The organism is Ancylobacter sp. (assembly GCF_965249975.1).
In the GTDB taxonomy this organism is placed as follows: Bacteria; Pseudomonadota; Alphaproteobacteria; order Rhizobiales; family Xanthobacteraceae; genus Ancylobacter.
In genome coordinates this window covers 916,456-939,375 of record NZ_CBDFNE010000018.1, presented here as the reverse complement: position 1 = coordinate 939,375, position 22,920 = coordinate 916,456, and the positions used below count along the sequence as shown (strand labels likewise).

The 22,920-nt window shown below is 69.0% G+C and carries 23 protein-coding genes; 18 read left to right on the top strand and 5 right to left on the bottom strand.

Annotated features, from left to right (window positions below):
• Both ACP2AH_RS17245 and glpD read right to left on the bottom strand, forming a co-directional pair.
• Positions 1–1,110, bottom strand: a complete 1,110-nt coding sequence (locus tag ACP2AH_RS17245) for an ABC transporter ATP-binding protein (protein WP_425106915.1) — start codon at positions 1,108–1,110, stop codon at positions 1–3.
• Complete coding sequence (gene glpD / locus ACP2AH_RS17240) at positions 1,107–2,657, bottom strand: glycerol-3-phosphate dehydrogenase (protein ID WP_425106914.1); 1,551 nt, start codon at positions 2,655–2,657, stop codon at positions 1,107–1,109. The genes ACP2AH_RS17245 and glpD overlap by 4 nt, the downstream gene beginning before the upstream one ends.
• A 512-nt stretch (positions 2,658–3,169) precedes the next feature.
• Here glpD and ACP2AH_RS17235 point away from each other — a divergent pair.
• The 17 genes from ACP2AH_RS17235 to ACP2AH_RS17155 all read left to right on the top strand — a co-directional run bounded on the left by ACP2AH_RS17235 (position 3,170) and on the right by ACP2AH_RS17155 (position 19,303).
• On the top strand, positions 3,170–4,441 hold the full coding sequence (locus ACP2AH_RS17235) for an ABC transporter substrate-binding protein (protein WP_425107064.1): 1,272 nt from the start codon (positions 3,170–3,172) through the stop codon (positions 4,439–4,441).
• A 212-nt stretch (positions 4,442–4,653) separates the two neighbouring features.
• Complete coding sequence (locus ACP2AH_RS17230; RefSeq protein ID WP_371348550.1) at positions 4,654–5,622, top strand: carbohydrate ABC transporter permease; 969 nt, start codon at positions 4,654–4,656, stop codon at positions 5,620–5,622.
• Positions 5,619–6,572 (top strand): carbohydrate ABC transporter permease, encoded by a 954-nt coding sequence (locus ACP2AH_RS17225; protein WP_421698756.1) that lies wholly within the window; start codon positions 5,619–5,621, stop codon positions 6,570–6,572. Before ACP2AH_RS17230 ends, ACP2AH_RS17225 begins: the two co-directional genes overlap by 4 nt.
• Positions 6,569–6,790 carry a hypothetical protein gene (locus ACP2AH_RS17220; RefSeq protein WP_425106913.1) on the top strand — a complete coding sequence of 74 codons (222 nt, stop codon included), beginning with the start codon at positions 6,569–6,571 and terminating at the stop codon, positions 6,788–6,790. The genes ACP2AH_RS17225 and ACP2AH_RS17220 overlap by 4 nt, the downstream gene beginning before the upstream one ends.
• A gap of 4 nt (positions 6,791–6,794) precedes the next feature.
• Complete coding sequence (locus tag ACP2AH_RS17215) at positions 6,795–7,907, top strand: ABC transporter ATP-binding protein (RefSeq protein WP_425106912.1); 1,113 nt, start codon at positions 6,795–6,797, stop codon at positions 7,905–7,907.
• Positions 7,900–8,916 carry an ABC transporter ATP-binding protein gene (locus tag ACP2AH_RS17210; RefSeq protein ID WP_425106911.1) on the top strand — a complete coding sequence of 339 codons (1,017 nt, stop codon included), beginning with the start codon at positions 7,900–7,902 and terminating at the stop codon, positions 8,914–8,916. The genes ACP2AH_RS17215 and ACP2AH_RS17210 overlap by 8 nt, the downstream gene beginning before the upstream one ends.
• Positions 8,917–8,985: 69 nt before the next feature.
• Positions 8,986–10,620, top strand: coding sequence for a dihydroxyacetone kinase subunit DhaK (locus ACP2AH_RS17205; protein WP_425106910.1), 1,635 nt, complete (start codon positions 8,986–8,988; stop codon positions 10,618–10,620).
• A gap of 24 nt (positions 10,621–10,644) precedes the next feature.
• The gene (gene dhaL / locus ACP2AH_RS17200; protein WP_425106909.1) at positions 10,645–11,259 is read left to right on the top strand and encodes a dihydroxyacetone kinase subunit DhaL; all 615 of its coding nucleotides are present in this window, start codon (positions 10,645–10,647) and stop codon (positions 11,257–11,259) included.
• Positions 11,256–11,657 carry a dihydroxyacetone kinase phosphoryl donor subunit DhaM gene (gene dhaM / locus ACP2AH_RS17195; protein WP_425106908.1) on the top strand — a complete coding sequence of 134 codons (402 nt, stop codon included), beginning with the start codon at positions 11,256–11,258 and terminating at the stop codon, positions 11,655–11,657. Before dhaL ends, dhaM begins: the two co-directional genes overlap by 4 nt.
• Positions 11,657–12,004, top strand: coding sequence for an HPr family phosphocarrier protein (locus tag ACP2AH_RS17190; RefSeq protein ID WP_425106907.1), 348 nt, complete (start codon positions 11,657–11,659; stop codon positions 12,002–12,004). The genes dhaM and ACP2AH_RS17190 overlap by 1 nt, the downstream gene beginning before the upstream one ends.
• Positions 11,988–13,622, top strand: a complete 1,635-nt coding sequence (locus tag ACP2AH_RS17185) for a putative PEP-binding protein (protein ID WP_425106906.1) — start codon at positions 11,988–11,990, stop codon at positions 13,620–13,622. Before ACP2AH_RS17190 ends, ACP2AH_RS17185 begins: the two co-directional genes overlap by 17 nt.
• 2 nt (positions 13,623–13,624) lie before the next feature.
• A complete protein-coding gene (locus ACP2AH_RS17180; protein WP_425106905.1) occupies positions 13,625–14,035 on the top strand; it encodes a hypothetical protein in 411 nt (136 codons plus the stop codon).
• A gap of 108 nt (positions 14,036–14,143) precedes the next feature.
• On the top strand, positions 14,144–15,133 hold the full coding sequence (locus ACP2AH_RS17175; protein ID WP_425106904.1) for a dihydroxyacetone kinase subunit DhaK: 990 nt from the start codon (positions 14,144–14,146) through the stop codon (positions 15,131–15,133).
• A 102-nt stretch (positions 15,134–15,235) separates the two neighbouring features.
• A complete protein-coding gene (locus ACP2AH_RS17170) occupies positions 15,236–17,416 on the top strand; it encodes an FUSC family protein (protein WP_425106903.1) in 2,181 nt (726 codons plus the stop codon).
• 1 nt (position 17,417) lies between these two features.
• Entirely contained in the window at positions 17,418–17,651 is a 234-nt protein-coding gene (locus ACP2AH_RS17165; protein WP_244379597.1) for a DUF1656 domain-containing protein, read from the top strand.
• Entirely contained in the window at positions 17,648–18,514 is an 867-nt protein-coding gene (locus ACP2AH_RS17160) for an efflux RND transporter periplasmic adaptor subunit (RefSeq protein ID WP_425106902.1), read from the top strand. Before ACP2AH_RS17165 ends, ACP2AH_RS17160 begins: the two co-directional genes overlap by 4 nt.
• A gap of 72 nt (positions 18,515–18,586) precedes the next feature.
• Entirely contained in the window at positions 18,587–19,303 is a 717-nt protein-coding gene (locus ACP2AH_RS17155; protein ID WP_425106901.1) for a GntR family transcriptional regulator, read from the top strand.
• Positions 19,304–19,340: 37 nt separating this feature from the next.
• Here the strand turns inward: ACP2AH_RS17155 and ACP2AH_RS17150 are convergent, their stop codons facing one another.
• From ACP2AH_RS17150 to ACP2AH_RS17140, 3 genes are all read right to left on the bottom strand, one after another.
• Complete coding sequence (locus ACP2AH_RS17150) at positions 19,341–20,597, bottom strand: hypothetical protein (RefSeq protein WP_425106900.1); 1,257 nt, start codon at positions 20,595–20,597, stop codon at positions 19,341–19,343.
• A gap of 199 nt (positions 20,598–20,796) precedes the next feature.
• Complete coding sequence (locus ACP2AH_RS17145; protein WP_425106899.1) at positions 20,797–20,955, bottom strand: hypothetical protein; 159 nt, start codon at positions 20,953–20,955, stop codon at positions 20,797–20,799.
• Positions 20,956–21,064: 109 nt separating this feature from the next.
• Positions 21,065–21,241, bottom strand: a complete 177-nt coding sequence (locus ACP2AH_RS17140; RefSeq protein ID WP_425106898.1) for a hypothetical protein — start codon at positions 21,239–21,241, stop codon at positions 21,065–21,067.
• A 588-nt stretch (positions 21,242–21,829) separates the two neighbouring features.
• On the opposite strand from ACP2AH_RS17140, the gene ACP2AH_RS17135 reads away from it, so the two are divergent.
• Positions 21,830–22,903: a nucleotidyltransferase family protein gene (locus ACP2AH_RS17135; protein WP_425106897.1), complete on the top strand. Its 1,074-nt coding sequence runs from the start codon at positions 21,830–21,832 to the stop codon at positions 22,901–22,903.
• Positions 22,904–22,920: the final 17 nt, after the last annotated feature.

Below are 22,920 nucleotides of genomic sequence, written 5' to 3'. Positions count from 1 at the left end.
TCAGGCCGCCGCCGCATCGCGGACGGGCGCGACGCTCCGGCCCTCGGCGTCGAACAGCAGGATGTGGCGGGGGTCGATCAGCACTTCCACCGGCGCGTCGGGTTCGAGGCGCCGCACGCCGGGAACCAGCGCGGTGAGCCGTTCCGCGCCCATATCCATGTGCAGGAAGCTCTCCGAGCCGGTAACCTCGGTCACCGCGATGGTGGCGCCGAGCCGGATGAGGCCATCGCCGGCGATACGCTCGGCCGTGGCAACATCTTCCACTTCGAGATGGTGGGCGCGCACGCCGATCGTGTAGGCGCCGTTCGGGATCTGCGCCAGCGGCCCATGCGCCGGCAGTACGGTGCCGTTCTCCATCAGCACCGTGTGCCCCTGCTTGGTCACGCGCAGCGCGTTGAGCGGCGGATCGGAAAAGACGCGAGCCGTGGCGAGATTGGCGGGCCGGCGATAGACCTCGGCGGTGGGGCCGAACTGGGTCATCGCGCCTTCCAGCAGCGTGGCGGTATGCCCGCCGAGCAGCAGCGCCTCGGTCGGCTCGGTGGTGGCATAGACAAACACCGCGCCGGTCGAGGCGAAGATGCGCGGCAGTTCCTCGCGCAGTTCTTCGCGCAGCTTGTAGTCGAGATTGGCCAGCGGCTCGTCGAGCAGCACGAGATCGGCGCGCTTCACCAGCGCCCGTGCGATGGCGGTGCGCTGCTGCTGGCCGCCCGACAGCGCCAGCGGCGTGCGCTGGAGATAGGGGTCGAGCTTCAGCAGCTTCGCGGCGGAGATCACCCGCTCCTCGATCTCCGCGCGCGGCAGACCGGCCACCCGCAGCGGCGAGGCGATGTTCTCATAGACGGTGAGCGCGGGATAATTGATGAACTGCTGGTAGACCATGGCGACGCTGCGCTTCTTCACCGACAGCCCCGTCACGTCGCGTCCGTCCACCAGCACGCGGCCGGAGGTCGGGGCGTCGAGGCCGGCCATCAGCCGCATGAGGCTGGTCTTGCCCGCGAGCGTGGCTCCGAGCAGCACGTTCAGGCTGCCGCGCTCCAGCCGCAGCGACACGTCGCGAATGAAGGGAACGCCGCGCACGCTGCGCGAGACGTGGGCGAGTTCGAGTGTCATTGCGCAACCCCCCGCAGCGAGGCCGGCGCCGCGCCGGACACTGCGCATTCGGCCATGAAAGCATCGAGCGCGGCCGTCTCCTCAGCGGAGAAGCGCAGACCCAGCTTTGAACGCCGCCATAGCACATCCTCGGCGGTACGTGCCCACTCCTCCCGCATCAGGTAGCGCACCTCTGCCTCGGTCAGGTTGGCGCCGAACACGCGCCCGAGATCGCCAGCCGACCGCGTGCCGTCGAGGATGCGCATGGCGCGCGTACCATAGGCGACGACCAGCCGGCGGGCGAGGCGTTCATCGAGCCAGGGATGCGCGCGCATCAACTGGACGACGACGCGCGGTTGGTCATGCACGCCGAAATCCCCGCCCGGCAGCGGCGCGGTGCCGGTCCAGGAGGTCTTGGAGGCACCCGGCAGATAGGGGATCAGCTTTTCGATGGCGTGCTCGGCGAGGCGGCGATAGGTGGTGATCTTGCCGCCGAAGACGGACAGAACCGGCACCCGCCCGTCCTGATCGTCCAGTTCCAGCACATAATCGCGCGTGGCTTCCTGTGCCTTGGACGCGCCGTCGTCATAAAGCGGCCGGACGCCGGAATAGGTCCAGACCACGTCGCCAGGCGTCACGGGGCGGCTGAAATACTCGCTCGCAGCGGCGCAGAGATAGGCGATCTCCTCCTCGCTGGCGACCGGCCGGCTCGGCGTGCTGCCGAAATCGCGGTCGGTGGTGCCGATGAGGGTGAAGTCCTGCTCATAGGGGATGGCGAAGATGATACGGCCGTCCGCATTCTGGAAAATGTAGGCCCGGTCATGGTCGTAGAGCCGGGGCACGACGATGTGGCTGCCCTGCACGAGGCGGACATTGGCGGGCGAATTGGCACGCAGCACATGCGCCAGCACGTCATGCACCCAGGGGCCGGCGGCATTGACCAGCGCGCGCGCATTGACCACCTGGCGTGTGCCGCCTTCCTCGAACTCGATGCGCCAGAAATCCGGCTCGCGGCTGGCGGAGACGACGCGGGTGCTCCGGCGTATGTCGGCGCCGCGCTCGGCCGCGTCGAGTGCGTTCAGCACCACCAGTCGGCTATCCTCCACCCAGCAGTCGGAATACTCGAAGGCGCGGCGATAGCCCTCGCGCAGCGGCCGGCCGGCAGGGTCGCGCGCCAGATCGAGCGAGCGCGTGGCCGGCAGAAGCTTGCGCCCGCCGAGATGGTCGTAGAGGAACAGTCCAAGCCGGAGCAGCCAGGCGGGGCGCAGGCCGGCGTGGTGCGGAAGCACGAAGCGCAGCGGCCAGATGATGTGCGGGGCAATCGCCCACAGCACCTCGCGTTCGGCCAGCGCCTCATGCACCAGCCGGAACTCGTAGTGTTCGAGATAGCGCAGCCCACCATGGATCAGCTTGGTGGAAGCTGAAGAGGTCGCGCCGGCGAAGTCGCCCTGTTCCAGCAGGACGACGGAGACGCCGCGCCCGGCGGCGTCGCGGGCGATGCCGCAGCCATTCACGCCCCCGCCAATGATCGCAAGGTCGTAAATCTTGTCCCGAGTGCGAGCGTTCAAAGGCGTGTCTCCCGGTGCGCTGCTTTAGGTCAGTAGCGCTTTCGTTTTTATCTTCATATCGACGCTATACGAAAGTGTTTTTGGTCGCAATAGCGTCAAATCGAAAGAAGCGAACCTTCGAATGGGTGCATTGCAGCAATTCCGTGGCATCCCGCTGGCATGCCAGCCGCACCGCTTGTCGACTCCGGCGACGCTGCGCACCGGCGGCGGCGTGATGGCCCTGCCGTGAGGCGTCTGCCGGCCTGTGGGAGCGCCGTTCCGCCATCGTAAGCGCGGCCACGCCGCGTCGGCGACATCGGCTGTGCGGTCTTCCGGCACCGCTGCGCTGCAGCAACGATTTGCTCTTGTCATGTTGAGCGATCGGCGCATAACTAAACACAAAGCTAAATCGTTCCGGCGCGCCTTGCGCCACGGTGAGCCATGAAAGGGGCAAAAAGCCCCTCGTTCTCTGGGAGGAGAGCATGCTGAAGCAGTGGATACCCCTTCTTGGGGCGACGGCCGTTTGCGCGCTGATGTCCGTGCCGCAGGCGGCGAAGGCCGAGCAGCTCACGCTGTGCTGGGCGGCCTGGGACCCGGCCAATGCGCTGGTGGAGCTGTCCAAGGACTTCACCACCAAGACCGGCATCGACATGAAGTTCGAGTTCGTTCCCTGGACCAGCTATGCCGACCGCTTCCTCAATGAACTGAATTCGCGCGGCAAGCTGTGCGACCTCATCATCGGCGACAGCCAGTGGGTCGGCGGCGCGGCGGAGAACGGGCATTATGTGAAGCTGAACGACTTCTTCGCGAAGGAAGGCATCAAGATGGATGACTTCGTTCCCGCGACCGTCGTCGGCTATTCCGAATGGCCGAAGAACACGCCGAACTACTGGGCCCTGCCGGCGATGGGCGACGTGGTGGGCTGGACCTACCGCAAGGACTGGTTCACGCGTCCGGAGATTCAGAAGGAATTCAAGGCGAAGTACGGCTGGGACCTCGACGCGCCGAAGACCTATGACCAGCTCAAGCAGATCGCCGAGTTCTTCCAGAAGCGGCAGATCGACGGCAAGACCGTCTATGGTGCCTCGATCTACACCGAGCGTGGTTCGGAAGGCATCACGATGGGCGTGACCAACGTCCTGTATGATTGGGGCTTCATGTATGACAACCCCAAGAAGCCCTATGACATGCAGGGCTATGTGAACTCGCCTGATGCCATCAAGGGCCTCGAATTCTACAAGGCGCTTTACGATTGCTGCACCCCGCCCGGCGCGTCCAACGTCTACATGGTGGAATCGGCCGACGCCTTCAAATCCGGGCAGGTGGCGATGCAGATGAACTTCGCCTTCACCTGGCCCGGCCTCTACAAGGACGAGAAGGTCGGTGGCGACCGCATCGGCTTCTTCCCCAACCCGGCGCAGAAGTATCATTATGCCCAGCTGGGCGGGCAGGGCATCTCGGTGGTGTCCTACTCGGACAAGCGCGACGCCGCCCTTCAGTACATCAAATGGTTCGCCCAGCCGCAGGTGCAGGCCAAGTGGTGGCAACTCGGGGGCTATTCCTGCCTGAAGGCGGTGGTCGACGCTCCCGACTTCAAGACCAGCCAGCCCTATGCGCCCGCCTTCCTGGAATCGATGGCGATCGTGAAGGATTTCTGGGCCGAGCCGTCTTACGCCGAACTGCTGCAGGCGATGCAGAAGCGGGTGCATGACTATGTCGTCGCCGGCAAGGGCACGGCAAAGGAGGCTCTCGACGGTCTCGAAAAGGACTGGACCGAGATCTTCAAGGAAGACGGCAAGATCTGAGAACGCGACCATCTGATCCTCTCCCGTCCGGGAGAGGGGCCCGCCAAGCGGGTCGGTGAGGGGTGATGCGCGCGTTGAGCGCCCCACGCCCCTCGCCCCATCCTCTCCCCGGCGGGGAGAGGGAGTAGGCTCCGCTTCCTCCCGCGGGCGATCCGGCTCATCCCGAGACCCACCGGATCGCCCCTTTTCCGCCGACGCCAGCGAGGGCGCGCGTGACGACATCCCCACACACCTATGCCGACAAGGCCGCCGAAGCGGCGGTGCGGGCAACCCCGGAACCTCTCGTGAGGCGGGTACGGGCGCTTTCGGACAAGGCCATTGCCTGGCTGTTCATCGCGCCCACCATCGCGCTGCTGCTCGCGATCAACATCTTCCCGCTGTTCTGGGCGATCTACCTCTCCTTCACCAACTACCGCGCCAACCGCCCCAATGCGGAGGTCAAGAATGTCGGCCTCGGCAATTATTCGCGCGTGCTGAACGACCCCGATATCTGGGCCTCGATGCAGACCACGGCGCATTTCGTGTTCTGGACCATCCTTCTCCAGACGGTGATCGGCTTCGCGCTGGCCTATCTCATCGACCGCAAGTTCCGTGGCCACGCCTTCTGGACGACGCTCATCCTTATTCCAATGATGCTGTCGCCCGCCGTGGTCGGCAATTTCTGGCGGTTCCTCTATGAGCCGCAGATCGGCCTGTTCGCCTATGCCGTTTCGTTCCTCACCGGCATCCCCACCTCGGAGATCCAGATGCTCGGCAGCGTCAACCTGGCGCCCTGGGCGATCATCATCGTCGATACCTGGATGTGGACGCCCTATGTGATGCTGATCTGCCTCGCCGGGCTGCGCTCCATTCCCGACTACATCTATGAAGCGGCGGAAGTCGATCGCGCGTCGAACTGGCGGCAGTTCTGGTCGATCACCGTGCCGATGGCGCTGCCCTTCATCATGCTGGCGGTGCTGTTCCGTGGCATCGAGAACTTCAAGATGTTCGACATGGTCAACCTGCTGACTGGCGGTGGGCCGGGCTCGACCACCGAGGTCGCCTCCATCGCGCTGAAGCGCGACGCCTTCGAGGCGTGGGCGACCGGGCGCTCGTCGGCCTTTGCCATCGTTCTCTTCGTCGCGGTGTTCGGCCTCGCCAACATCTACGTCAAGGCGCTCAACAGGGTGAAACAGCGATGAGCTCGGCAAACACCGCCCATTCGGTCGTCGAGCCGAGCGCCCGTTCCAAGCGCATCGCCGCGACGCTGGTGATCCTCTACGCGGTCATCACCATGATTCCGCTGGTGTGGATTTTCCTCACCTCGATCAAGTCGCCGCCGGACTCGATTTCCTATCCGCCGAAAATCCTGTTCACGCCGTCGCTGGAAGGCTACTGCAACCTCTTCACCACGCGCACGCGGCAGACCCCGGAGTACATCGCGTCCCTTCCGCCGCCGGAGAACCTGTGCGACGCGGTCACGCGCGAGCGCAACATGGTGATCGCCGGTCCGTCCAACTTCCTGCCGCGCTTCACCAATTCGCTGATCATCGCCTTCGGTTCCACCTTCCTGGCGGTCGGGCTCGGCACGCTGGCGGCCTATGGTTTCTCGCGCTTCAAGGTGCCGCTGGCGGATGATCTGCTGTTCTTCATCCTTTCCACCCGGATGATGCCGCCCATCGCGGTCGCGATCCCGATCTACCTCATGTACCGGCAGCTCGGCCTTTCCGACACCGCACTGGGGATGATGCTGCTCTACACGGCGGTGAATGTCTCGCTGGCCGTGTGGCTGCTCAAGGGCTTCATCGACGAGATCCCGCGCGAGTATGAAGAGGCGGCGATGATCGACGGCTATTCGCGGCTGCAGGCGTTCCGCAAGGTGGTGCTGCCGCAGGCGACCACCGGCATCGCCGCTACCGCGATCTTCTGCCTGATCTTCGCCTGGAACGAATACGCCTTCGCCTCGCTGCTCACCTCCGGCAGCGCCCAGACCGCGCCGCCCTTCATCCCCACCATCATCGGCGAGGGCGGGCAGGACTGGCCGGCGGTGGCGGCGGGCACCACCATCTTCCTGGTGCCGATCCTCGTCTTCACCATTCTGCTGCGCAAGCAGCTGCTTCGCGGCATCACTTTCGGCGCGGTGCGCAAATGAGCGATCCCGTCCTCGCCCCCCAAAAAACCTCGCCAGTGAGGCCCCGCCGCCCCTTCTTCCTGCGGCGCGGGCCGATGGAGGCGGTTGCCGTCACCATCATCGCTCTCGGCTTTCTCATGCTGTTCCAGCCCTTCGCGCTGGTGCTCTACACCTATTCCCTCGTCACCCTTCTCGCCGGCACGTTCATGTTCATGATCGTGTCCAAGTTCCCGGAGTAGCGGCATGGCCGAGATCAGGGTCGAGAATCTGCGCAAGGCTTTCGGCGAGTTCGTCGCCGTGCAGGATTCGAGTTTCACCGTCGAGAATGGCGAGTTCCTCGCCCTTCTCGGTCCTTCCGGCTGCGGCAAGACCACAACGCTGCGCATGATCGCGGGGCTGGAGCTGCCGACGGGAGGGACCATCCGCCTGGGCGGAGAAGACGTAACCTATAAGCGCGCCAGCGAGCGCGACATCGCCTTCGTCTTCCAGCTCTTCGCGCTCTACCCGCATATGAATGTGCGCAAGAATATCGGCTTCCCGCTCCTCGCGCAGGGCGTGCCGAAGGCGGAGATCAAGGCGCGCGTCGAGGAGACGGCGCGCCTGCTCCAGATCGACCATATTCTCGACCGCCCCGTTTCCGGGCTCGCCGGTGGCGATCGCCAGCGTGTGGCGCTGGGGCGGGCCATCGTCCGCCGCCCGATGTGCTTCCTCATGGACGAGCCGCTCGGTACGCTCGACGCCGAGTTCCGCGAGGTGATGGTGCGCGAACTGCGCGAGTTGCATAACCGCATCCACGCCACCACCGTCTATGTCACCCATGACCAGATCGAGGCCATGGCGATGGCCGACAAGATCGCGGTGATGAACCATGGCGTGATCGAGCAGTTCGGGACGCCGCAGGAAATCTACGACCGGCCGGCCTCCATGTACGTCGCCGACTTCATCGGCTCGCCGCCGATGAACTTCATCCGCTTCACCGGCGGGCTGGCGCGGGGCGCGCGCACGGCGCGGATCGGCGCGGCGGAGGTGGCAATGCCGGAGCTGCGCGCAGACGTCGCCCCGGGGCCCTTGGCGCTGGGTGTGCGTCCCGAACATGTGCGTTTCTCGGATGCCTCGCCCCTGCGCGGCGCGGTCTATGGCAGCGAATATCTCGGCACCAACCAGATCGTGACGGTGGAGACCGAGGGCGGGCTGGTGCGCGCCCGGCTTGCCGCCGAGCAGAACTACTGCATCGGCGAGCCGGTCGGGCTCACCTTCAAGAGCGACCGGCTGTCGTTGTTCGATGCCGGCTCCGGCCGCGTCATTCCTTCCGCCCTGCACGAGGGCGCGTTGCGCCGGGAGGCCCGCCATGGCTGACGTGACGCTCAAGGGCATTAGCAAAAGTTTCGGCAAGGGCGGGGGCAAGCGGGCGGTCGACGATATCGACCTGCATATCGCCGACGGCGAATTCGTCGTCCTCCTCGGCCCCACCGGCGCGGGAAAGACGACGACGCTGCGCCTCATCGCCGGGCTGGAGACGCCGGATGCCGGTTCGGTGAGCATCGGCGGGCGGCCGATGGCGGGGCTCGCGCCGGCAAGCCGCGATGTCGCCTTCGTCTTTCAGCAATATTCGCTCTATCCCCATCTCACCGTTTACGAGAACCTGGCCTTTCCGCTGCGGTCCCCGGCACGGCGCATGGACGGCACTGCCATCGACGCGCGGGTGCGCGAGGTGGCCAAGATGGTGCGCATCGACCATAAGCTGGAGAACCGCTCCACCCGCCTCTCCGGCGGCGAGATGCAGCGCGTGGCGATCGGCCGGGCGCTGGTGCGCCGGCCGTCCATCTACCTCATGGACGAGCCGCTTTCCTCGCTGGACGCCAAGTTGCGCGGCGAATTACGGCTGGAACTGAAGCGCATTCAGAAGGAGCTCGGCGCGACGCTGCTCTACGTCACCCATGACCAGATCGAGGCCATGACCATGGCCGACCGCATCGGCATTCTCGCCGAGGGACGGCTGGTGCAGATCGGCACGCCCCGCGAGATCTATGCCAGCCCGGCCAATCTGCATGTCGCCGCCCGGCTCGGCCAGCCGCACATCAATCTTCTTCCCGTCGGCCTCGTCCCGGATGTGCCGATGCCGCCGGGCACCCGCACCATCGGCGCGCGGACGGAGCACATCGTCCTCTTTCCCGGAGAGGGCGGCAATGCGCGGGTGGACTGGATCGAACATCTCGGCGACCAGAATCATCTGCATATCCGTCTTGGCGCGCACAAGCTGGTTACCCTCGCCGATCCCGACATGGCGGTGGCTCCCGGCGACAGCATCAACCTGACCTTGAAGAATCCACTCTATTTCGGCCCGGACGGCCAAAGGCTCATCTAAGCAGACAACGTGGGTTGAGGGCGGAAGGCACCCGTGCCAGATGCCGCGTCGAACGAGGGGAAGGCAGTCATGAAACATTTCTTCAACCGTCGGGAAAGTATCGTCACCGAGGCGCTTGACGGGCTTCTGCGTACGACGCCCCCCGGTCGGCTGGCCCGGCTCGACACCTATCCCGACATCAAGGTCGTGCTGCGCGCGGACTGGGACAAGTCCAAGGTTGCCGTCATCTCCGGCGGTGGCGCGGGCCACGAGCCGTCGCATGCCGGCTTCGTCGGCCGCGGGCTGCTCACCGCCGCTGTCTCCGGCGAGATCTTCGCCTCACCAAGTGTCGAGGCCGTGCTCACCGCCATCCGTGCCGTCACCGGCGCGCCGGGTTGCCTCCTCGTCGTCAAGAACTACACGGGTGACCGGCTGAATTTCGGCCTCGCCGCCGAGCGCGCCCGCACGGAAGGCTACAAGGTCGAAATGGCGATCGTGGCCGACGACATCGCACTGCCGGACATTCCGCAGCCGCGCGGGGTGGCCGGAACGCTGTTCGTGCACAAGATCGCCGGCCATCTCGCCGAGACGGGGGCGGACCTGGCGGCCGTCGCGACCGCCGCCCGTGCGGCAGCCGCCGACATCGCCTCGCTCGGCGTCTCGCTGTCCTCCTGCTCGATTCCCGGTCAGCCTTTCGAGGGGCGGCTGGGGGCTGAGGAAGGCGAACTCGGCCTCGGCATCCATGGCGAGCCCGGCGTGGAACGCATTCCGCTTCTGCCGGCGAGCGACATCGTCGCGCTTATGCATGAACGCCTCGGCGCCCGCCTCGATCCCGCTGCCGCCTATGCGCTGCTGATCAACAATCTCGGTTCCGTGCCGCCTCTGGAGATGAGCCTGATCGCCGAGGCGCTGCTCGCCTCCGATCTGGGGCGCGGGGTGAAGCTGGTCATCGGGCCGGCGCCGCTGATGACCGCCTTGAACATGAACGGCTTTTCGCTGTCCTACCTCAAGCTCGACCCGGCGCGCGAGGCGGCGCTCACCGCGGCGGCCGAGCCGCTGGCGTGGCGGCCGGCGGTGATCCCCGGCACCGTGGCGATTGAGGCGGCGCCGACCGCGCCGCGCGCGGCAGACGTTGCCGCCAGCGCCGACGCGGCCACCGAGGCGGTGATCCGCCGCGTCTGCACGACGCTTGTCGGGCTGGAGGAGGAGTTGAACCGGCTCGACGCCCGCGCCGGCGACGGCGACACCGGCAGCACCGTCGCGACCGGCGCCCGTTCCGTTCTAAACGACCTCGCCCATCTGCCGCTGGCCGATGCGGCTGCCACGCTGAAGGCCATTGGCGCCGGGCTTGGCACGGCCATGGGCGGATCGAGCGGCGTCCTGCTTTCCATCTTCTTCACCGCCGCCGGGCAGGCGCGGGGGGAAGGAAAGGATCTGGCGGCCGCCCTGCTTGCCGGCCTTGATCGCGTGGTGTTTTACGGGGGAGCGGTGCCGGGCGATCGCACCATGATCGACGCGCTCGATCCCGCGCTGAAAGCACTGGCCGCCGGCGATCTCGCGGCCGCAGCTGCTGCCGCAACGGCCGGCGCGGAGGCGACCCGTACCATGGCGCGGGCGCGGGCCGGGCGGGCGGCCTATGTCGCCGCGCGCGAGCTGGAGGGATCGCCCGATCCCGGTGCGGTGGCGGTGGCACGGGTGTTCGAGGCGCTGGCCGCAGCCGGCTGAAGGGCCGGGCGAGGGATGAGAACGATGCCGCTCGACGCTTCCGATCTCTCCCAGCTCATTGCTCTGTGCCGCGCGCAGATCGAGCGGCATTGCGAGCATCTCGGGCGGCTCGACAGCGCTATCGGCGATGGCGACCACGGCACCAACATGCAGCGGGGGCTCGAGGCGGTGTATGGCGAGCGGGCGGAAATCGCTTCCCTGCCGCTGCCGGCGGCACTGGAACGCATGGGGCTGGTGCTCGTGATGACGATCGGCGGCGCCGCCGGCCCGCTCTACGGCACGCTGCTGATGGAACTGGGGCGGGCTCTGGCCGAGGATGACGGGCGTGCCGATTTCGCCGGCAGCCTGGCGCGAGCGATCGCGGCGGTGGCCCGGCGCGGTCGTTCCGGGCCCGGCGACAAGACGCTGCTCGACGTGCTCTACCCCGTGCAGGCGGAGATCGCGCGGCATTCTGCGCCCGACCGCATCGCCGCCTGCGCCCGCACAGCCGCGCAGGCGACGGAAATGATGCTGGCGCGGCGCGGCCGGGCGTCCTATCTCGGCGCACGCTCGGTTGGTCACGAGGACCCCGGCGCGTCCAGCTGTGCCCTGCTTGCCATGACAATCTGTCAGTATTTTCAGGAGCATACCCCATCATGACCCCCGCGCGCGGCGCCAATGTGGGCATCGTGATCGTGTCGCATTCGCCCCTCGTCGCCCAGGGTGCGGCTGACATGGTGCGCCAGATGGTGGGGGGGTGCGTGCCTCTCGCTTGGACCGGCGGCAATGGCGAGGGCGGTCTGGGGACGCATGTTGACGGTATCCTGATCGCTATCGAGGCAGCGTGGTCGGAGGCCGGCGTGGCCATTTTCGTCGATCTCGGCGGGGCGGAGACCAATAGCGAGATGGCGGTGGAGATGCTGGAGCCGGCGCGCGCCGCCAAGGTCGTCATCTGCAACGCGCCGCTGGTGGAGGGCGCGGTGGTGGCGGCGGCGGAGGCCTCCGGCGGCTCGTCGCTGGCGCGGGTGGTTGCCACGGCGGAAGAGCTGTCCGCGTGATGGCCGAACCTGTCCCCCTTATCGGGCGGCCTTCCGCCCATCGCTGTCAGGCCGAAGTCGAGGTTACGCACGGAGTCGGTCTGCACGCCCGTCCCTCCGTCGCCTTCACCCGGCTGGCCAAGAGCTTTCCCTGCACGGTGGAAGTGGCGCTCGACGGATCGGGCGATTGGCTGAATGGCAAGAGCATCGTCAAGATCATCGGTGCCCGCATACGGCGCGGAACGAAAATGAGAATTCGCGCCGAAGGGGCGCGGGCGCAGGAGGCGGTGGCGGCGCTCAGCGAGCTGGTGCGGCGCAATTTCGACGAGGATCGCAAGCCCGGGCGCGCCGATGGCCGCCCGGTGTGAACGGCGCGGTCAGCCCGCTTCGCCGGGCCGGGCGGTTGGTCCGCTGTACCGCGCGGGGGAGCCGCCGGCACCCTCCGGGCTGGTCGGTAGCGGGGGCGAACCGGGCGCGGCGTTGGCGGCGGCGGTGGAGCGCGCCATTGCCGAATTGCGCGCGCTGACCGCCGAAGCCGATGCCGACAGCGCCGGAATCCTCGATTTCCAGATCGAACTCCTGCTCGATGGCGAGCTGCTCGCCCCCGCTTTGGCCCGTATCGAACGCGGCGAAGGCGCGGCTTTGGCCTTTGCCGCAGCGATGAACGAGCGGATCGATGAGATGGGTGGTGAGGCCGATGAGGCCGACAGTGAGACCGACGAGACCGACGAGACCGAGCCCGATCCCTTCGCCCTGCGCGCCGCCGACCTGATGGACCTTCAGCACCGCGTGCTCGACGCGCTCGCCGGCCGCACCCGCGCCGATTTTCCGCCCGGCGCGGTCTATGTCGGGCGCGACATGCCGCCGAGCGTCTTCCTCGCCCATGACTGGTCGGCGGGCGGCGCCATCGCTCTTGGTGCCGGCAGCGCGGCAAGCCATGTCGCCCTGCTGGCCCGGGCGCGCGGCGTGCCCATGGTGGTTGGCCTCGGCGCCGTGCCGGGGGAGACGGGCGATCCGCTGCTGGTGGACGGCACGCGCGGCCTCGTCTGCCTCCACCCGGATGGCGGGGAGATGGCGGTTGCCCCGGCCCCGTCGCCGGAAAGCGCCCCCGTGCCGGCTTCTGTGCCGGTGCCCCCCGCTGCCGGCCGGCCCGGATTGTTCGCCACCATCGACACGCTGGCCGATCTCGACGGGCTCGATCCCGCGCGCGTGGACGGCGTCGGGCTGGTGCGGACCGAGTTCCTCTTCGCCCATGCCGCCGAGGCGCTGAGCGAGGAGCGGCATTTTGCCGGCTATCGCCGCCTCCTCGAGACGCTCGGCGGCAAGCCGGTGACGCTGCGGATGCTCGATCTCGGCGGCGACAAGGCGCTCCCCGGCCTTGCCGAGGGCGATCCCGCCGCCGTGCTCGGCCTGCGCGGGGTGCGCTTCCTGCTCGCCCATCCCGATCTCGCCCGCATCCAGGCGCGGGCGCTGATGCGGGCGGCGGCGCTGGGGCCGCTCTCCGTGCTGCTGCCCATGGTGACGGTGCCGGCGGAGTTCGCGGCGATGGCGCTGCTGTTCGAGGAGGAGGCCGCCCGGCTGGCGCGGCAGGGCGTGGAGGCCCGTCTCCCGCCGCTCGGCATCATGGTGGAAGTGCCGGCGGCGGCGCTGACGCTGGACCTGTTCCCGCAGGCGGCGTTCTTTTCCGTGGGCACCAATGACCTGATGCAGTATCTCGCAGCGGCGGCGCGCGACAATCCGGCGGTGGCGCCGCTCTGTGCGGGAGCGGAGACGGCCTTGTTCCGGTTGCTGGACCATATCTGCGCGAGCGCCCGGGCGCTGGGCCGGCCGGTGTCGCTGTGCGGCGATCTCGCGGCCCGCCCCGAGGCGGCCGGCCGGCTGCGGGCGCTGGGCTTCGACGGGCTTTCCGTGCCGCCGGCCCAGATCGAGGCGGTGCGCGCGGCGCTGGCGGCCGCCGCGGCCCATCCCCCATCGGGGCGGGACTAGCCATGGCGCGCGAGACCAGCGACGAGGCGGTGATCGCCTACAAGACGCTCCTGTCCGGCATTCTCGACAACCGGCCCTCCGGCACGCGCCAGCGTCTGGCGGCGGCGCTGGGCAAGCACCGCAGCTTCGTCACCCAGGTGACCAGCCCGGCCTATGACACGCCCTTGCCGGCCCGGCATCTGCCGACCATCCTGCGGGTGTGCCATTTCAGCCCGGCGGAGCAGGAACGCTTTCTTGCCGCCTATGAGGCCGCCCATCCCGGCCGCCTGCCGGATGTGGGCGGGGGATCTTCCATGCGGACGCTGGCGCTGATGGTGCCGGATTTCGGCGATGACCGGAAGAATCGCAGCTTCGACGATGCCGTCGCCGACTTCGTCGCTAAGATGGCGGTGCTGGTGAATGGGAGCGAGTGAATGCAGGCGAGGACGGGCCGCGCACCCGGCCCGCAACGGGCGGGCTGAGCCGGTGCGGCAGCGGGCGGCAGAGACGGCACATAGCGCGCCAGAAGGCGCGAGGGCGCGATGACGCGGCTTCCCGGCACGGCGCAGACGCTGGTGGCGGACAGCCTCGCCGGCTTCGTCGCCGCGCATGAGGATCTCGTCGCCTTCGGCCGTGACGCCAAGTTCGTGCGCCGCCGCCGGCTCACGCCCGGCAAGGTGGTGGTGATTTCCGGCGGCGGGGCGGGGCACGAGCCGCTGCATTGCGGCTTCATCGGCGCCGGCATGCTGGACGCCGCCTGCACCGGCCATGTCTTCACCTCGCCGACGCCCGACCAGATTCTCGCCGCCATGGACGAAACCGATTCCGGTGCCGGCTGCCTGCTGGTGGTGAAGAACTATGATGGCGACGTGATGAATTTCGAGATGGCGGCGGAAATGGCCGCCGGGCGGCACCGCGTGGAGACGGTGATCGTCGAGGACGATGCCGCCACCGGGCCTTCCGTCCGCAGCCGGGGCCGGCGCGGCGTGGCCGGCACGGTGGTGGTGGAAAAGATTCTCGGCGCGGCCGCCGAGCGCGGCGACGACCTTGCCACCCTCAAGGCGCTTGGCGACGGGCTGTCGGGGCGGCTGCGCAGCATGGGCGTGGCCCTGCGCGGGGTGTCGCTGCCGGACACGGCGCGCGACACCTTCGCCCTCGGGCCGGACGAGATGGAGATCGGCGTCGGCATTCATGGCGAGCCGGGGCTGTACCGCACCCGCCGTGCCGGGGCAGAAGAGATCGTGCGCCTGCTGTGCGAGCCGGTGCTGGCGCAGCTTCCCCCGCTCGCCGAGGCGCACCCGCTGCTGATCGTCAACGGCTTTGGCGGCACCCCGCCGATCGAGCTCAACCGCGCCCATGCGCTCGCCCGTGCCGTGCTGGGCGAGAGGGGCCTCGTGCCGGCCCGGGCGCTGGTCGGCACCTTCGTCACCTCGCTCGACATGGCGGGGCTCTCGCTGACGGTGGCGCTGCTCACCCCGGCCGAATTCGCGCTGTGGTGCGCGCCGGTGCGCACGGCCGCGCTGGTGTGGTAAGCTCGCCATTGCGCCTCCGAGCGGCGTGTTGCTAGGTTCGCCGCGATTTCGGGCGCGTCCCGCGCCGGCCCGCCGGTGTTTCCCCCGACGCGTTGGAGCGCCATGACCCCCGCCGGCACCGCCTTCCCGGATGTGTGGAATTGGCTGCGCGCCGCCGTGCCGGTCGATCTCGGCTGGCGCAACATCGTGTTTTCGCTGCGCACCGCCGCGGCAGCGGTGATGGCGCTGGGCACCGCCTATTGGCTTCAGCTCGACGACCCGCAATGGGCGGCGCTCACCGTCTATCTGCTGGCACAGCCCACCGCCGGCGCCGCCGTGGCCAAGGGCGCCTTCCGCGTCGCCGGCACGCTGATGGGCGCGGCGGCGGGGCTGGTGATTCTCGCCTTGTGGTCGCAGGCGCCGCTGCCGCTGGTCGGCTCGCTCGCGCTGTGGCTCGGCTTCTGCTTCACCCAGGCGGGGCTTTCGCGCAACTACACCTCCTACAGCTTCCTGCTTGCCGGCTACACCGCGCTGCTGGTGGGGCTGGAAGGGGCCTCCGCGCCGGCGGACGCCTGGCACCTTGCCGTCGACCGCACGGCGGAAATCATCCTCGGCATTGTCTTCGTCACGGCGATGAGCGTGCTGGTGTTCCCGGTCTATGCCGGCGACGTGCTGCGCGGCCAGCTGGCGGTGCTGTTCGGGCGGCTGTGCCACTATGGCGCGGTGGCGCTGCAGCCGGTTACCCCCATCACCGCTTTCGCGCCGCTGCGCCGCCAGATGGTGGAAGCGGTGGTGAAGTTCGACGCGCTGCGTTCCTACACCCTGTTCGAGGCGCCGGAGATGCGCGCCAGCGATGCCGGCCTGCGCCGGATGACGCGCGAATTCCTGCGCGTGCTGGCGGTGGCGCGTGGGCTGTATCTGCGGCTCGACGCGTTCGCGGTGGAAGGGGCGGAGCCGGTGGCCGACCGGCTGCGCCCGGCCATGGCGGACGTGGCGGCGCTGCTGGAGCGGCTGGCGGCCGATCCTTCCGCCTTCGCCGACACACGACGGGTGCGCGCGCAGCTGCTGGCCGCGCGCGTCGCGCTCAACGCCGCCGGCGCGGAACTGGAAGCGATGGCCGGGCAGGTGCCGTTCCTGCCGCTCGCCAATGGCGTGCTGATCCTGCGGCGCGCCGGCGATCTGCTGCACGGGCTTTCCATGGTGATGGTGAGCCAGGCGGCGAGCCTGCGCCCCACCGGCCCCTTCGCCCTGCGCGGCGTGACGACTCCGGGATCGCCCAGCGCCGCGCGCCCGCCTCCGGTGATGGCGCCGGCGCAGCGCCGGGAGGCCCGGCTCGCCGGGCTGCGCGCGGGGCTGCTCTTGCTGGCGATGTGCGGCTTCTGGGCGGCGACGGAATGGACCAGCGGCTTCAACGCTGCCGCCGGCCTCGCCGTGCTGCTGTTCTTCGCCGTCAACCAGGACCGGCCGGGAGCGCTGGGCCTGTCCTTCCTGATCTTCGCCGGTCTCGGCATGGCGGCGGCCTATGGCGCCATGGTGTTCGTGCTGCCGCGCATCGAAGGGTTCGACGCGCTGGCGCTGTTCCTCATGGTGGCGCTGTTCCCGGCCGGGCTGATGGCGGGAACGCCGGCGCTCGCCTTGGCGGGCATGGCCTTCGGCGCCTATTTCGTCGCCGAGCTCGGCACCGGCAATGTGTTCCGCCCGGACGAGGTGGGTTTCCTCAACGCCTCCCTCGCCACCCTGTTCGGCATGGGGCTGGCGCTGGTGCTGCTGAACCTGTTTCCCGTCACCTCGCGCGCCTCGCGCCGGCAGCTGTGGAACACGACGCTCGGCACCCGCCTGCCGGAAGCGGCGCGGGGCGTGCGGCACGAGCGGGCGATCCTGCGCGAGATCGTCGGCGCGCTGGCCGATCTGCTGCCGCGCCTCGCGCTCGCCCGGCCGGGGGAGGACGAATATCTGCGCGGCACGCTGGGCGCGGCCTCGACCGCGCTGGAACTCGGCCGCCTGCGCCGGCTGCTGGGCGCGCCGGAACTGGCGGAGGAGACGCGGGTCCTTGTCGCCGGCTTCCTGGAGCGCTTCGCCGCCGAACTCGCCCGCTTTCCCGAGGCGGGGGGAGCGCTGCCGGCGCGGGTGGCGGTGGCGGAGGCGCTGGCGCACGAGACGCTGGCGGGGCTGGCCGGGCTCGCTCTCCCGCCCGGCACGAAGGCGGCGGGGCTGAACCTGCGCGCCGGGGCGTCGCTGCGCTTCATCGTCGACCGTTTCGACATCGACCGCGCCTATCTGCTGCACGCCTTCGGGGAGGGCTGAGATGCACACCGCCTGGCCCTTCTTCACCCCTGAGGCTTTCGGCATCTACTTCCCGCCGGTGCTGATCTGGGCGGCCGTCGCGCTGGCGCCTTACCTGCTGCTGCGCTGGGGGCTGGCGCGGGCGGGGTTCTACCGCTTCGTCTGGCACCGGCCGCTGTTCGACGCGGCGCTCTACATCATCCTGTTCGGCATGTTCATTCTGCTGCTGCCGTCGTTGCTGGAGGTTCTGCGATGAAGATGGGCTCCGCCCTGCGCGTGGGCGTCACCTTGCTGGCAACAGTGGCGGCGGTCTTCATTGGCTGGCGGCTGTGGCTCTACTACACGGTCGCGCCCTGGACCCGCGACGCGCGGGTGCTGGCGCAGGTGGTGGCAATCGCGCCGGATGTCTCCGGCCTCGTCGATTCCGTGAATGTGCGCGACAACCAGTTCGTCCAGAAGGGCGAGATCCTTTTCGTCATCGACCAGCAGCGCTTCACCGCCGCGCTGCGGCAGGCGCAGGCGGATGTGGAACTGAAGCAGCAGGCGCTGCGCTATGCCGGCGATACCGCCCGGCGCGACGCCCGGCTGGAACAGGCCGATGCCGACGCGATCTCGGCGCAGACGGTCGAACTCACCGCCGCCAACGCCGCCGAGGCGCAGGCCGAGCTCGACGCCGCCCAGGCGGCGCTGACCACGGCGCAGATCAATCTGGAGCGCTCGCGCGTGCGCGCCCCGACCGATGGCTACATCACCAATTTCAATGTCGATGCCGGTGATTACGCCCGGGTCGGCGAGCCCATACTGGCGCTGGTCGACAGCCATTCCTTCTATGTCTACGCCTATTTCATGGAAACCAAGCTGCCTTCCATCCGCGACGGCGACCCCGCGCGGGTGGAGCTGATGGCCGGCGGCGTGGTCATTGACGGCGAGGTGGAGGGGCTGAGCCGCGCCATCGCCAATCCCGGCCAGGGGCTGCTGGCGCAGGTGGACCCGAATTTCGACTGGATCCGCCTCGCCCAGCGCATTCCGGTGCGGATCAAGCTCGGCCCGGTGCCGCCGGAGGTGCGGCTGGTGGCGGGGCTGACCGCCACCGTCGTCGTCCAGCCGAAGAGGCGCTGAACGCGTCCGCGCATCTTGCGGTTGACAGGGCGGCCGGGCCGGCGATCCTTTCATACCACCTGGGGAGTCGCCGTGCTCGATATCGAACCGATCCGCCGCCGCCGCATCTATGAGGATGTGGCCGAGCGCCTGCAGCAGCTGATGCTCGACGGCACGCTGGGGGAGGGCGACGCGCTGCCGTCCGAGCGCGAGCTGATGGAGCAGTTCAAGGTCGGCCGCCCGGCGATCCGCGAGGCGCTGATGTCGCTGCAGAAGGCCGGTCTGGTGTCGATCGCCAATGGCGAGCGGGCGCGGGTGGTGCGGCCGGACCCCAAGCATTTCATCCACGAGCTGTCGGCCTCGGTACGGGCCTATCTGGCCCAGCCGGCCGGCATGGCGCATTTCCAGAATGCGCGGCTGCATCTCGAACTCGCGCTGACCCGGCATGCGGCGCGGGAGGCGAGCCCGGCGGACCTTGTCCGCATCGGCGATGCGCTGGCCCGCAACCGGCGCGACCTCGGCGACAGGGCGGCGTTCGAGGCGTCCGACATCGCCTTCCATTACGAGATCGTGCTGGTGGCGCAGAACCCGCTGTTCAACGGCCTGCATCAGGCGGTGGTGCAGTGGCTGTCGCAGCAGCGCAAGGTGACGCTGCAGGTGGCGGAGGCGAAGGAACTCGCCCTCGCCTACCATGAGCGCATCTATGACGGCATCGCCGCCCATGACGCGGACGCCGCCGAAGCGGCGATGCGGGCGCATCTCGAAGCGGTGGAAGACTTCTACTGGGAACGCGAGCGCCCGGCGGGCTGAACCCGCCCGCTGCCGGCGCGGCTCAGGCCGGCGTCGCTCAGGCCGGCGCGCCGGCCAGCAGCCGGCGCAGCACGGCTTCCATGTCCGCCAGGTCGCTATAGGTGATGGCGTAGCGCGGCAGGCGCTCCAGCGTGTCGAAGAAAGCGTCGAGTTCGGCGGCGCCGGCGGGCTCGGCGAGCCCGAATTCGGCGTCCATCAGTTCCAGCAGCGCCCGCGCCGGCCCGATCGCCTCGACCCGCGTCGGCGATCCCGGCGCGAAGCGGGGAAAGACCAGGCAGGCGAGGCGGTTTTCCGGCCCGTGCGGCGGCATGTGCCGCTCCAGCGGCACCGGCAGATAACAGCCGAGTTTCTCGCCGCTGCCGATGCGCGGCCGCTCCTTGAGGCCGGGATAGAACGGCGCCAGCGCGTCAAGGCTGCCGGGCTTGAGACTGATTGCCCCCGGGCAGGGCAGCACCCGTGCTTCGCCGCCGGAAAAGGCGATGGCCGGGGAATCGTCCGTGCCGAAACGCCAGCCCTGCGCCACGAGATAGGCCGACAGCGTGCTCTTTCCCGCACCGGAGACACCCGCCATCATCAGCGCGCCATCGGCGGTGGACAGCACGGCGGCATGGACGAAGACGGCAGGCGGCGGGTCGCGATAGACGAGATCGAGCAGCCAGAGATGCGACTTGCCGACCGCATGCGACGCCTCCTCGGTGAAGAGCTGGCGGGTGATCGCCCCGCCGCTGATGCAGCGCAGGGTGAAGCCCTCTTCCTCGACAATGACATCGAGCGTGGCGAGCGGCAGGTGATGGGCAGGATCGGGATCGAGAAAGCCGCTGAAGAACCCCATCAGCCTTTCGCCCGTGGCGATGCGTATCGCAAGGCAGGCGGGGGGCGTGGCTTCCCCGCCCCGGCGCCCGGTGGCGAGCAGCCGTAGCGCCACGGAGGTGCCGGCGAGCCGGACCTGGAGCTGCTGCAGCAACTCCGCCGGGCGGCTCTCCGCCTTCGGCGGGCGGCCCAGCGCGGGTGCCGCATCCCGTTGCGAGGGGCGCAGCCGCACCTGGCCGGCCGCATCGCGCTCGATCCAGCCGAGATCCTCCCAGGCGCCGAAGCAGGCCGCGAGATCGTCGGCCGCGTCCACCGCCGCCTCCGCGCCGAGGGTGGCGGCGGGCCGGAAGCTGTCGGAAAGCGCGAGGAACAGACGCGCGGCCGGCGCATTCAACGCGTGCGCCATTTCGCGGTGCTGGTCGAAGACGAAGAGCACGTCGTCGAGCACACGATAATAGAAGCGCGGTTCGGCCGAAGGGGTCATGGGGGGGCGTCGCCAGTTCGAAGCGGGACGTGCGCCGCGCGGGCGGCGCGCGCCGGCCCGGGCCTTGCGGGACAGTCCTGGTATGTGAAGCTGTTGTCCAGTGCCGACACGGTGAACGCAACGTCACCGGACCCGCTCTAACGCACGGATCTCAGGCAATTCCTGGCACAAACCGCCAGGAGCCTTTGCGGGAGTGACTCTAGCTGTCGGCGGCAGCGCGGCGGATCGCCATGAGGCTCAGCGTTGCCGGCGCGGCATAGGTCACTGCCTTGCCGAGTCTGCGCAGCGCGGCGCGGCGCCGCTCATCGGGCGGCTCCGGGGGGCTTTCGGCGGGGCGGGGGGGATTGTCGGTGGCCATTTGGGTCTCCGGCCAACCGGCAGCCCTTCGGGGCCGGCCGGTGGTTCGGCGCGTCATTGTCGGGGGTTGTCAGGAGTTTGCCCCCCAGCCGTGGGCTGTGAGGCCGGCTTCAACTCGCGCGGGCGGCGCGCGGCATCATCATCAGGCCGAGCGTGGCGGGAACGACATAGGCGGCGCCACGACCCAGCTTCGTCAGCGCGGCGCGCCGGCGCACGTCGGTACCCGACGGCGTAGCGGACGTGGCGGGCAGTTCCTGTTCGGTTTCCGATGGACGATCCGTCGCCATGCCTGTTCCCTGACTCGTAGAGCCGAAGCCTGAATAGTCAGAGGTAAAAATGCACCGCTCGGGCCGTTCCGTCAACTGATGGCAGCGGCGCGGTTGACGGTCATGATGGACAGCGTGGCCGGCAGCGCATAGACGGCGCCACGACCGAGCCGCCGCAGCGCTTCGCGGCGGCGGGCGTCGGTGGGTGGCATGGCTGCCGCTTCCTCGCCGGGTACGCTCGCGGACGAACCCGTCTGCGGCTTCGGGAAGCTCATGTCGGGGGGCTCGCGGCGGAGGCGCGGCGCAGGGACATCAGCGCCAAGGTCGTCGGTACGGCATAGGCGGCACCGCGACCGAGGCGGCGCAGGGTCTCACGGCGGCGCTCATCGGTGGGCGGTGTCTTTTCGGGCTCGGGCAAGGAAGGGGTTTGGGGCATGGATCGACTCGCACCTGGGTGAGAAACGCGACGACATGAAGAACCGCGTTGCATGGTACCTCCTGCGGTCTTATGGCACCAGACGAAAAGCACCCATGGGCATTGGCTTGCCTGCCGCCCGCAGACGTGCGTAGCGTTGCCACGGCGCTGCGGGCGCCACATTCGAGGACCCCATGCCGCGCAGCCACTCCTCGCTCGACGGCCTGCGCCTGCTCTGCGCGCTGGTGTCGCCCTTCTCCACCCGCGCGGCGCTGCGGACCGCCGCCGCGGCCGACCCGCCCTGGGCGGTCGTCCTCGCCCAGGCCGATACGCACCGGCTGATCCCGGCGCTGTCTGTCGTGCTGGCCCGTCATGAACTGGGCGATCTCGTCGACGACGAACTCGCGGACATTCTGGCGGCGGTGGCGGACTGGAACACCGCGCGCAATGAAGGCTTCCGGCGGCAGATGCGGACCGTGACCGCCGCCTTCAATGCCGCGGGGCTCGAACCTGTCTGGCTCAAGGGGGCGCTCACCCTGCTGCCGTCCGATGGCCCAGCCGCCGGGCGGCAGATGATGGACCTCGATGTCTGGCTGCCGGGGGAGAGCGCGCAGAGGGCGGCGATGGAGGTGCTGCGCGGCCTCGGCTACGGCTTCCAGGAGGGCCTCGGCGAATGCGTGCGGCATTACCCGCCCTTCTTCCACCCCGACGAGATGGCGCGGATCGAACTGCACCACACCATTGTCGATCCCGACGACCCGCTGCTGCCGCCCGATGTTGCCGCCGCCGGGGTGGACCGCCTCGACTGGGAGGGGCTGCGGATCGGCCGGCTGGACCCGTTGTCGCGGGCCCTGTGTTCGCTGGCGCAGTGCACCAGTCGCCAGCCGGACCGGCTGGCGACGGCCGAGGTGCCGTTGATGAAGGCGCTCGATTTCGTCACCTGCATCCATGACGCGTTCGGCGGCGCGGTGCCGCCCACGCTGATCGCGCGCGTGCAGGCGGCGGGCTGGGGGCCGTCGACCCAGCGTTTTCTCACCCTGACCGAGGCCTTGTTCGGATTGCCGAGCCCGCTTGCCGCCGACCGCGCGCTGGTGCGCAGGCTGGAGCGCTTCACCCGGTGGCCGCGCTGGCATTTGACGCTGAAGGCGTTTCAGTCACTGTTCGGTGCCGGGGGGCGGCAGGTGCTGCGCGATCCCCGGTGGGCGCCGGCGCTGGTGTCGTATTATGTGACGCGGATGATCTCGCCAGGCGCACCGGGCAAGCTCTGACGGAACCCGAGACCGCT

Coding starts and splice junctions, on each gene's coding strand:
- ACP2AH_RS17160 (WP_425106902.1), top strand. CDS start 17,648: ATGAAGATGGGCTCCGCCCTGCGCGTGGGCGTCACCTTGCTGGCAACA.
- dhaM (WP_425106908.1), top strand. CDS start 11,256: ATGACCCCCGCGCGCGGCGCCAATGTGGGCATCGTGATCGTGTCGCAT.
- dhaL (WP_425106909.1), top strand. CDS start 10,645: ATGCCGCTCGACGCTTCCGATCTCTCCCAGCTCATTGCTCTGTGCCGC.
- ACP2AH_RS17205 (WP_425106910.1), top strand. CDS start 8,986: ATGAAACATTTCTTCAACCGTCGGGAAAGTATCGTCACCGAGGCGCTT.
- ACP2AH_RS17175 (WP_425106904.1), top strand. CDS start 14,144: ATGACGCGGCTTCCCGGCACGGCGCAGACGCTGGTGGCGGACAGCCTC.
- ACP2AH_RS17185 (WP_425106906.1), top strand. CDS start 11,988: ATGGCCGCCCGGTGTGAACGGCGCGGTCAGCCCGCTTCGCCGGGCCGG.
- ACP2AH_RS17165 (WP_244379597.1), top strand. CDS start 17,418: ATGCACACCGCCTGGCCCTTCTTCACCCCTGAGGCTTTCGGCATCTAC.
- ACP2AH_RS17225 (WP_421698756.1), top strand. CDS start 5,619: ATGAGCTCGGCAAACACCGCCCATTCGGTCGTCGAGCCGAGCGCCCGT.
- ACP2AH_RS17150 (WP_425106900.1), bottom strand. CDS start 20,597: ATGACCCCTTCGGCCGAACCGCGCTTCTATTATCGTGTGCTCGACGAC.
- ACP2AH_RS17135 (WP_425106897.1), top strand. CDS start 21,830: ATGCCGCGCAGCCACTCCTCGCTCGACGGCCTGCGCCTGCTCTGCGCG.
- ACP2AH_RS17140 (WP_425106898.1), bottom strand. CDS start 21,241: ATGGCGACGGATCGTCCATCGGAAACCGAACAGGAACTGCCCGCCACG.
- ACP2AH_RS17190 (WP_425106907.1), top strand. CDS start 11,657: ATGGCCGAACCTGTCCCCCTTATCGGGCGGCCTTCCGCCCATCGCTGT.
- ACP2AH_RS17215 (WP_425106912.1), top strand. CDS start 6,795: ATGGCCGAGATCAGGGTCGAGAATCTGCGCAAGGCTTTCGGCGAGTTC.
- ACP2AH_RS17170 (WP_425106903.1), top strand. CDS start 15,236: ATGACCCCCGCCGGCACCGCCTTCCCGGATGTGTGGAATTGGCTGCGC.
- ACP2AH_RS17180 (WP_425106905.1), top strand. CDS start 13,625: ATGGCGCGCGAGACCAGCGACGAGGCGGTGATCGCCTACAAGACGCTC.
- ACP2AH_RS17210 (WP_425106911.1), top strand. CDS start 7,900: ATGGCTGACGTGACGCTCAAGGGCATTAGCAAAAGTTTCGGCAAGGGC.
- ACP2AH_RS17145 (WP_425106899.1), bottom strand. CDS start 20,955: ATGGCCACCGACAATCCCCCCCGCCCCGCCGAAAGCCCCCCGGAGCCG.
- ACP2AH_RS17220 (WP_425106913.1), top strand. CDS start 6,569: ATGAGCGATCCCGTCCTCGCCCCCCAAAAAACCTCGCCAGTGAGGCCC.
- ACP2AH_RS17235 (WP_425107064.1), top strand. CDS start 3,170: ATGTCCGTGCCGCAGGCGGCGAAGGCCGAGCAGCTCACGCTGTGCTGG.
- ACP2AH_RS17245 (WP_425106915.1), bottom strand. CDS start 1,110: ATGACACTCGAACTCGCCCACGTCTCGCGCAGCGTGCGCGGCGTTCCC.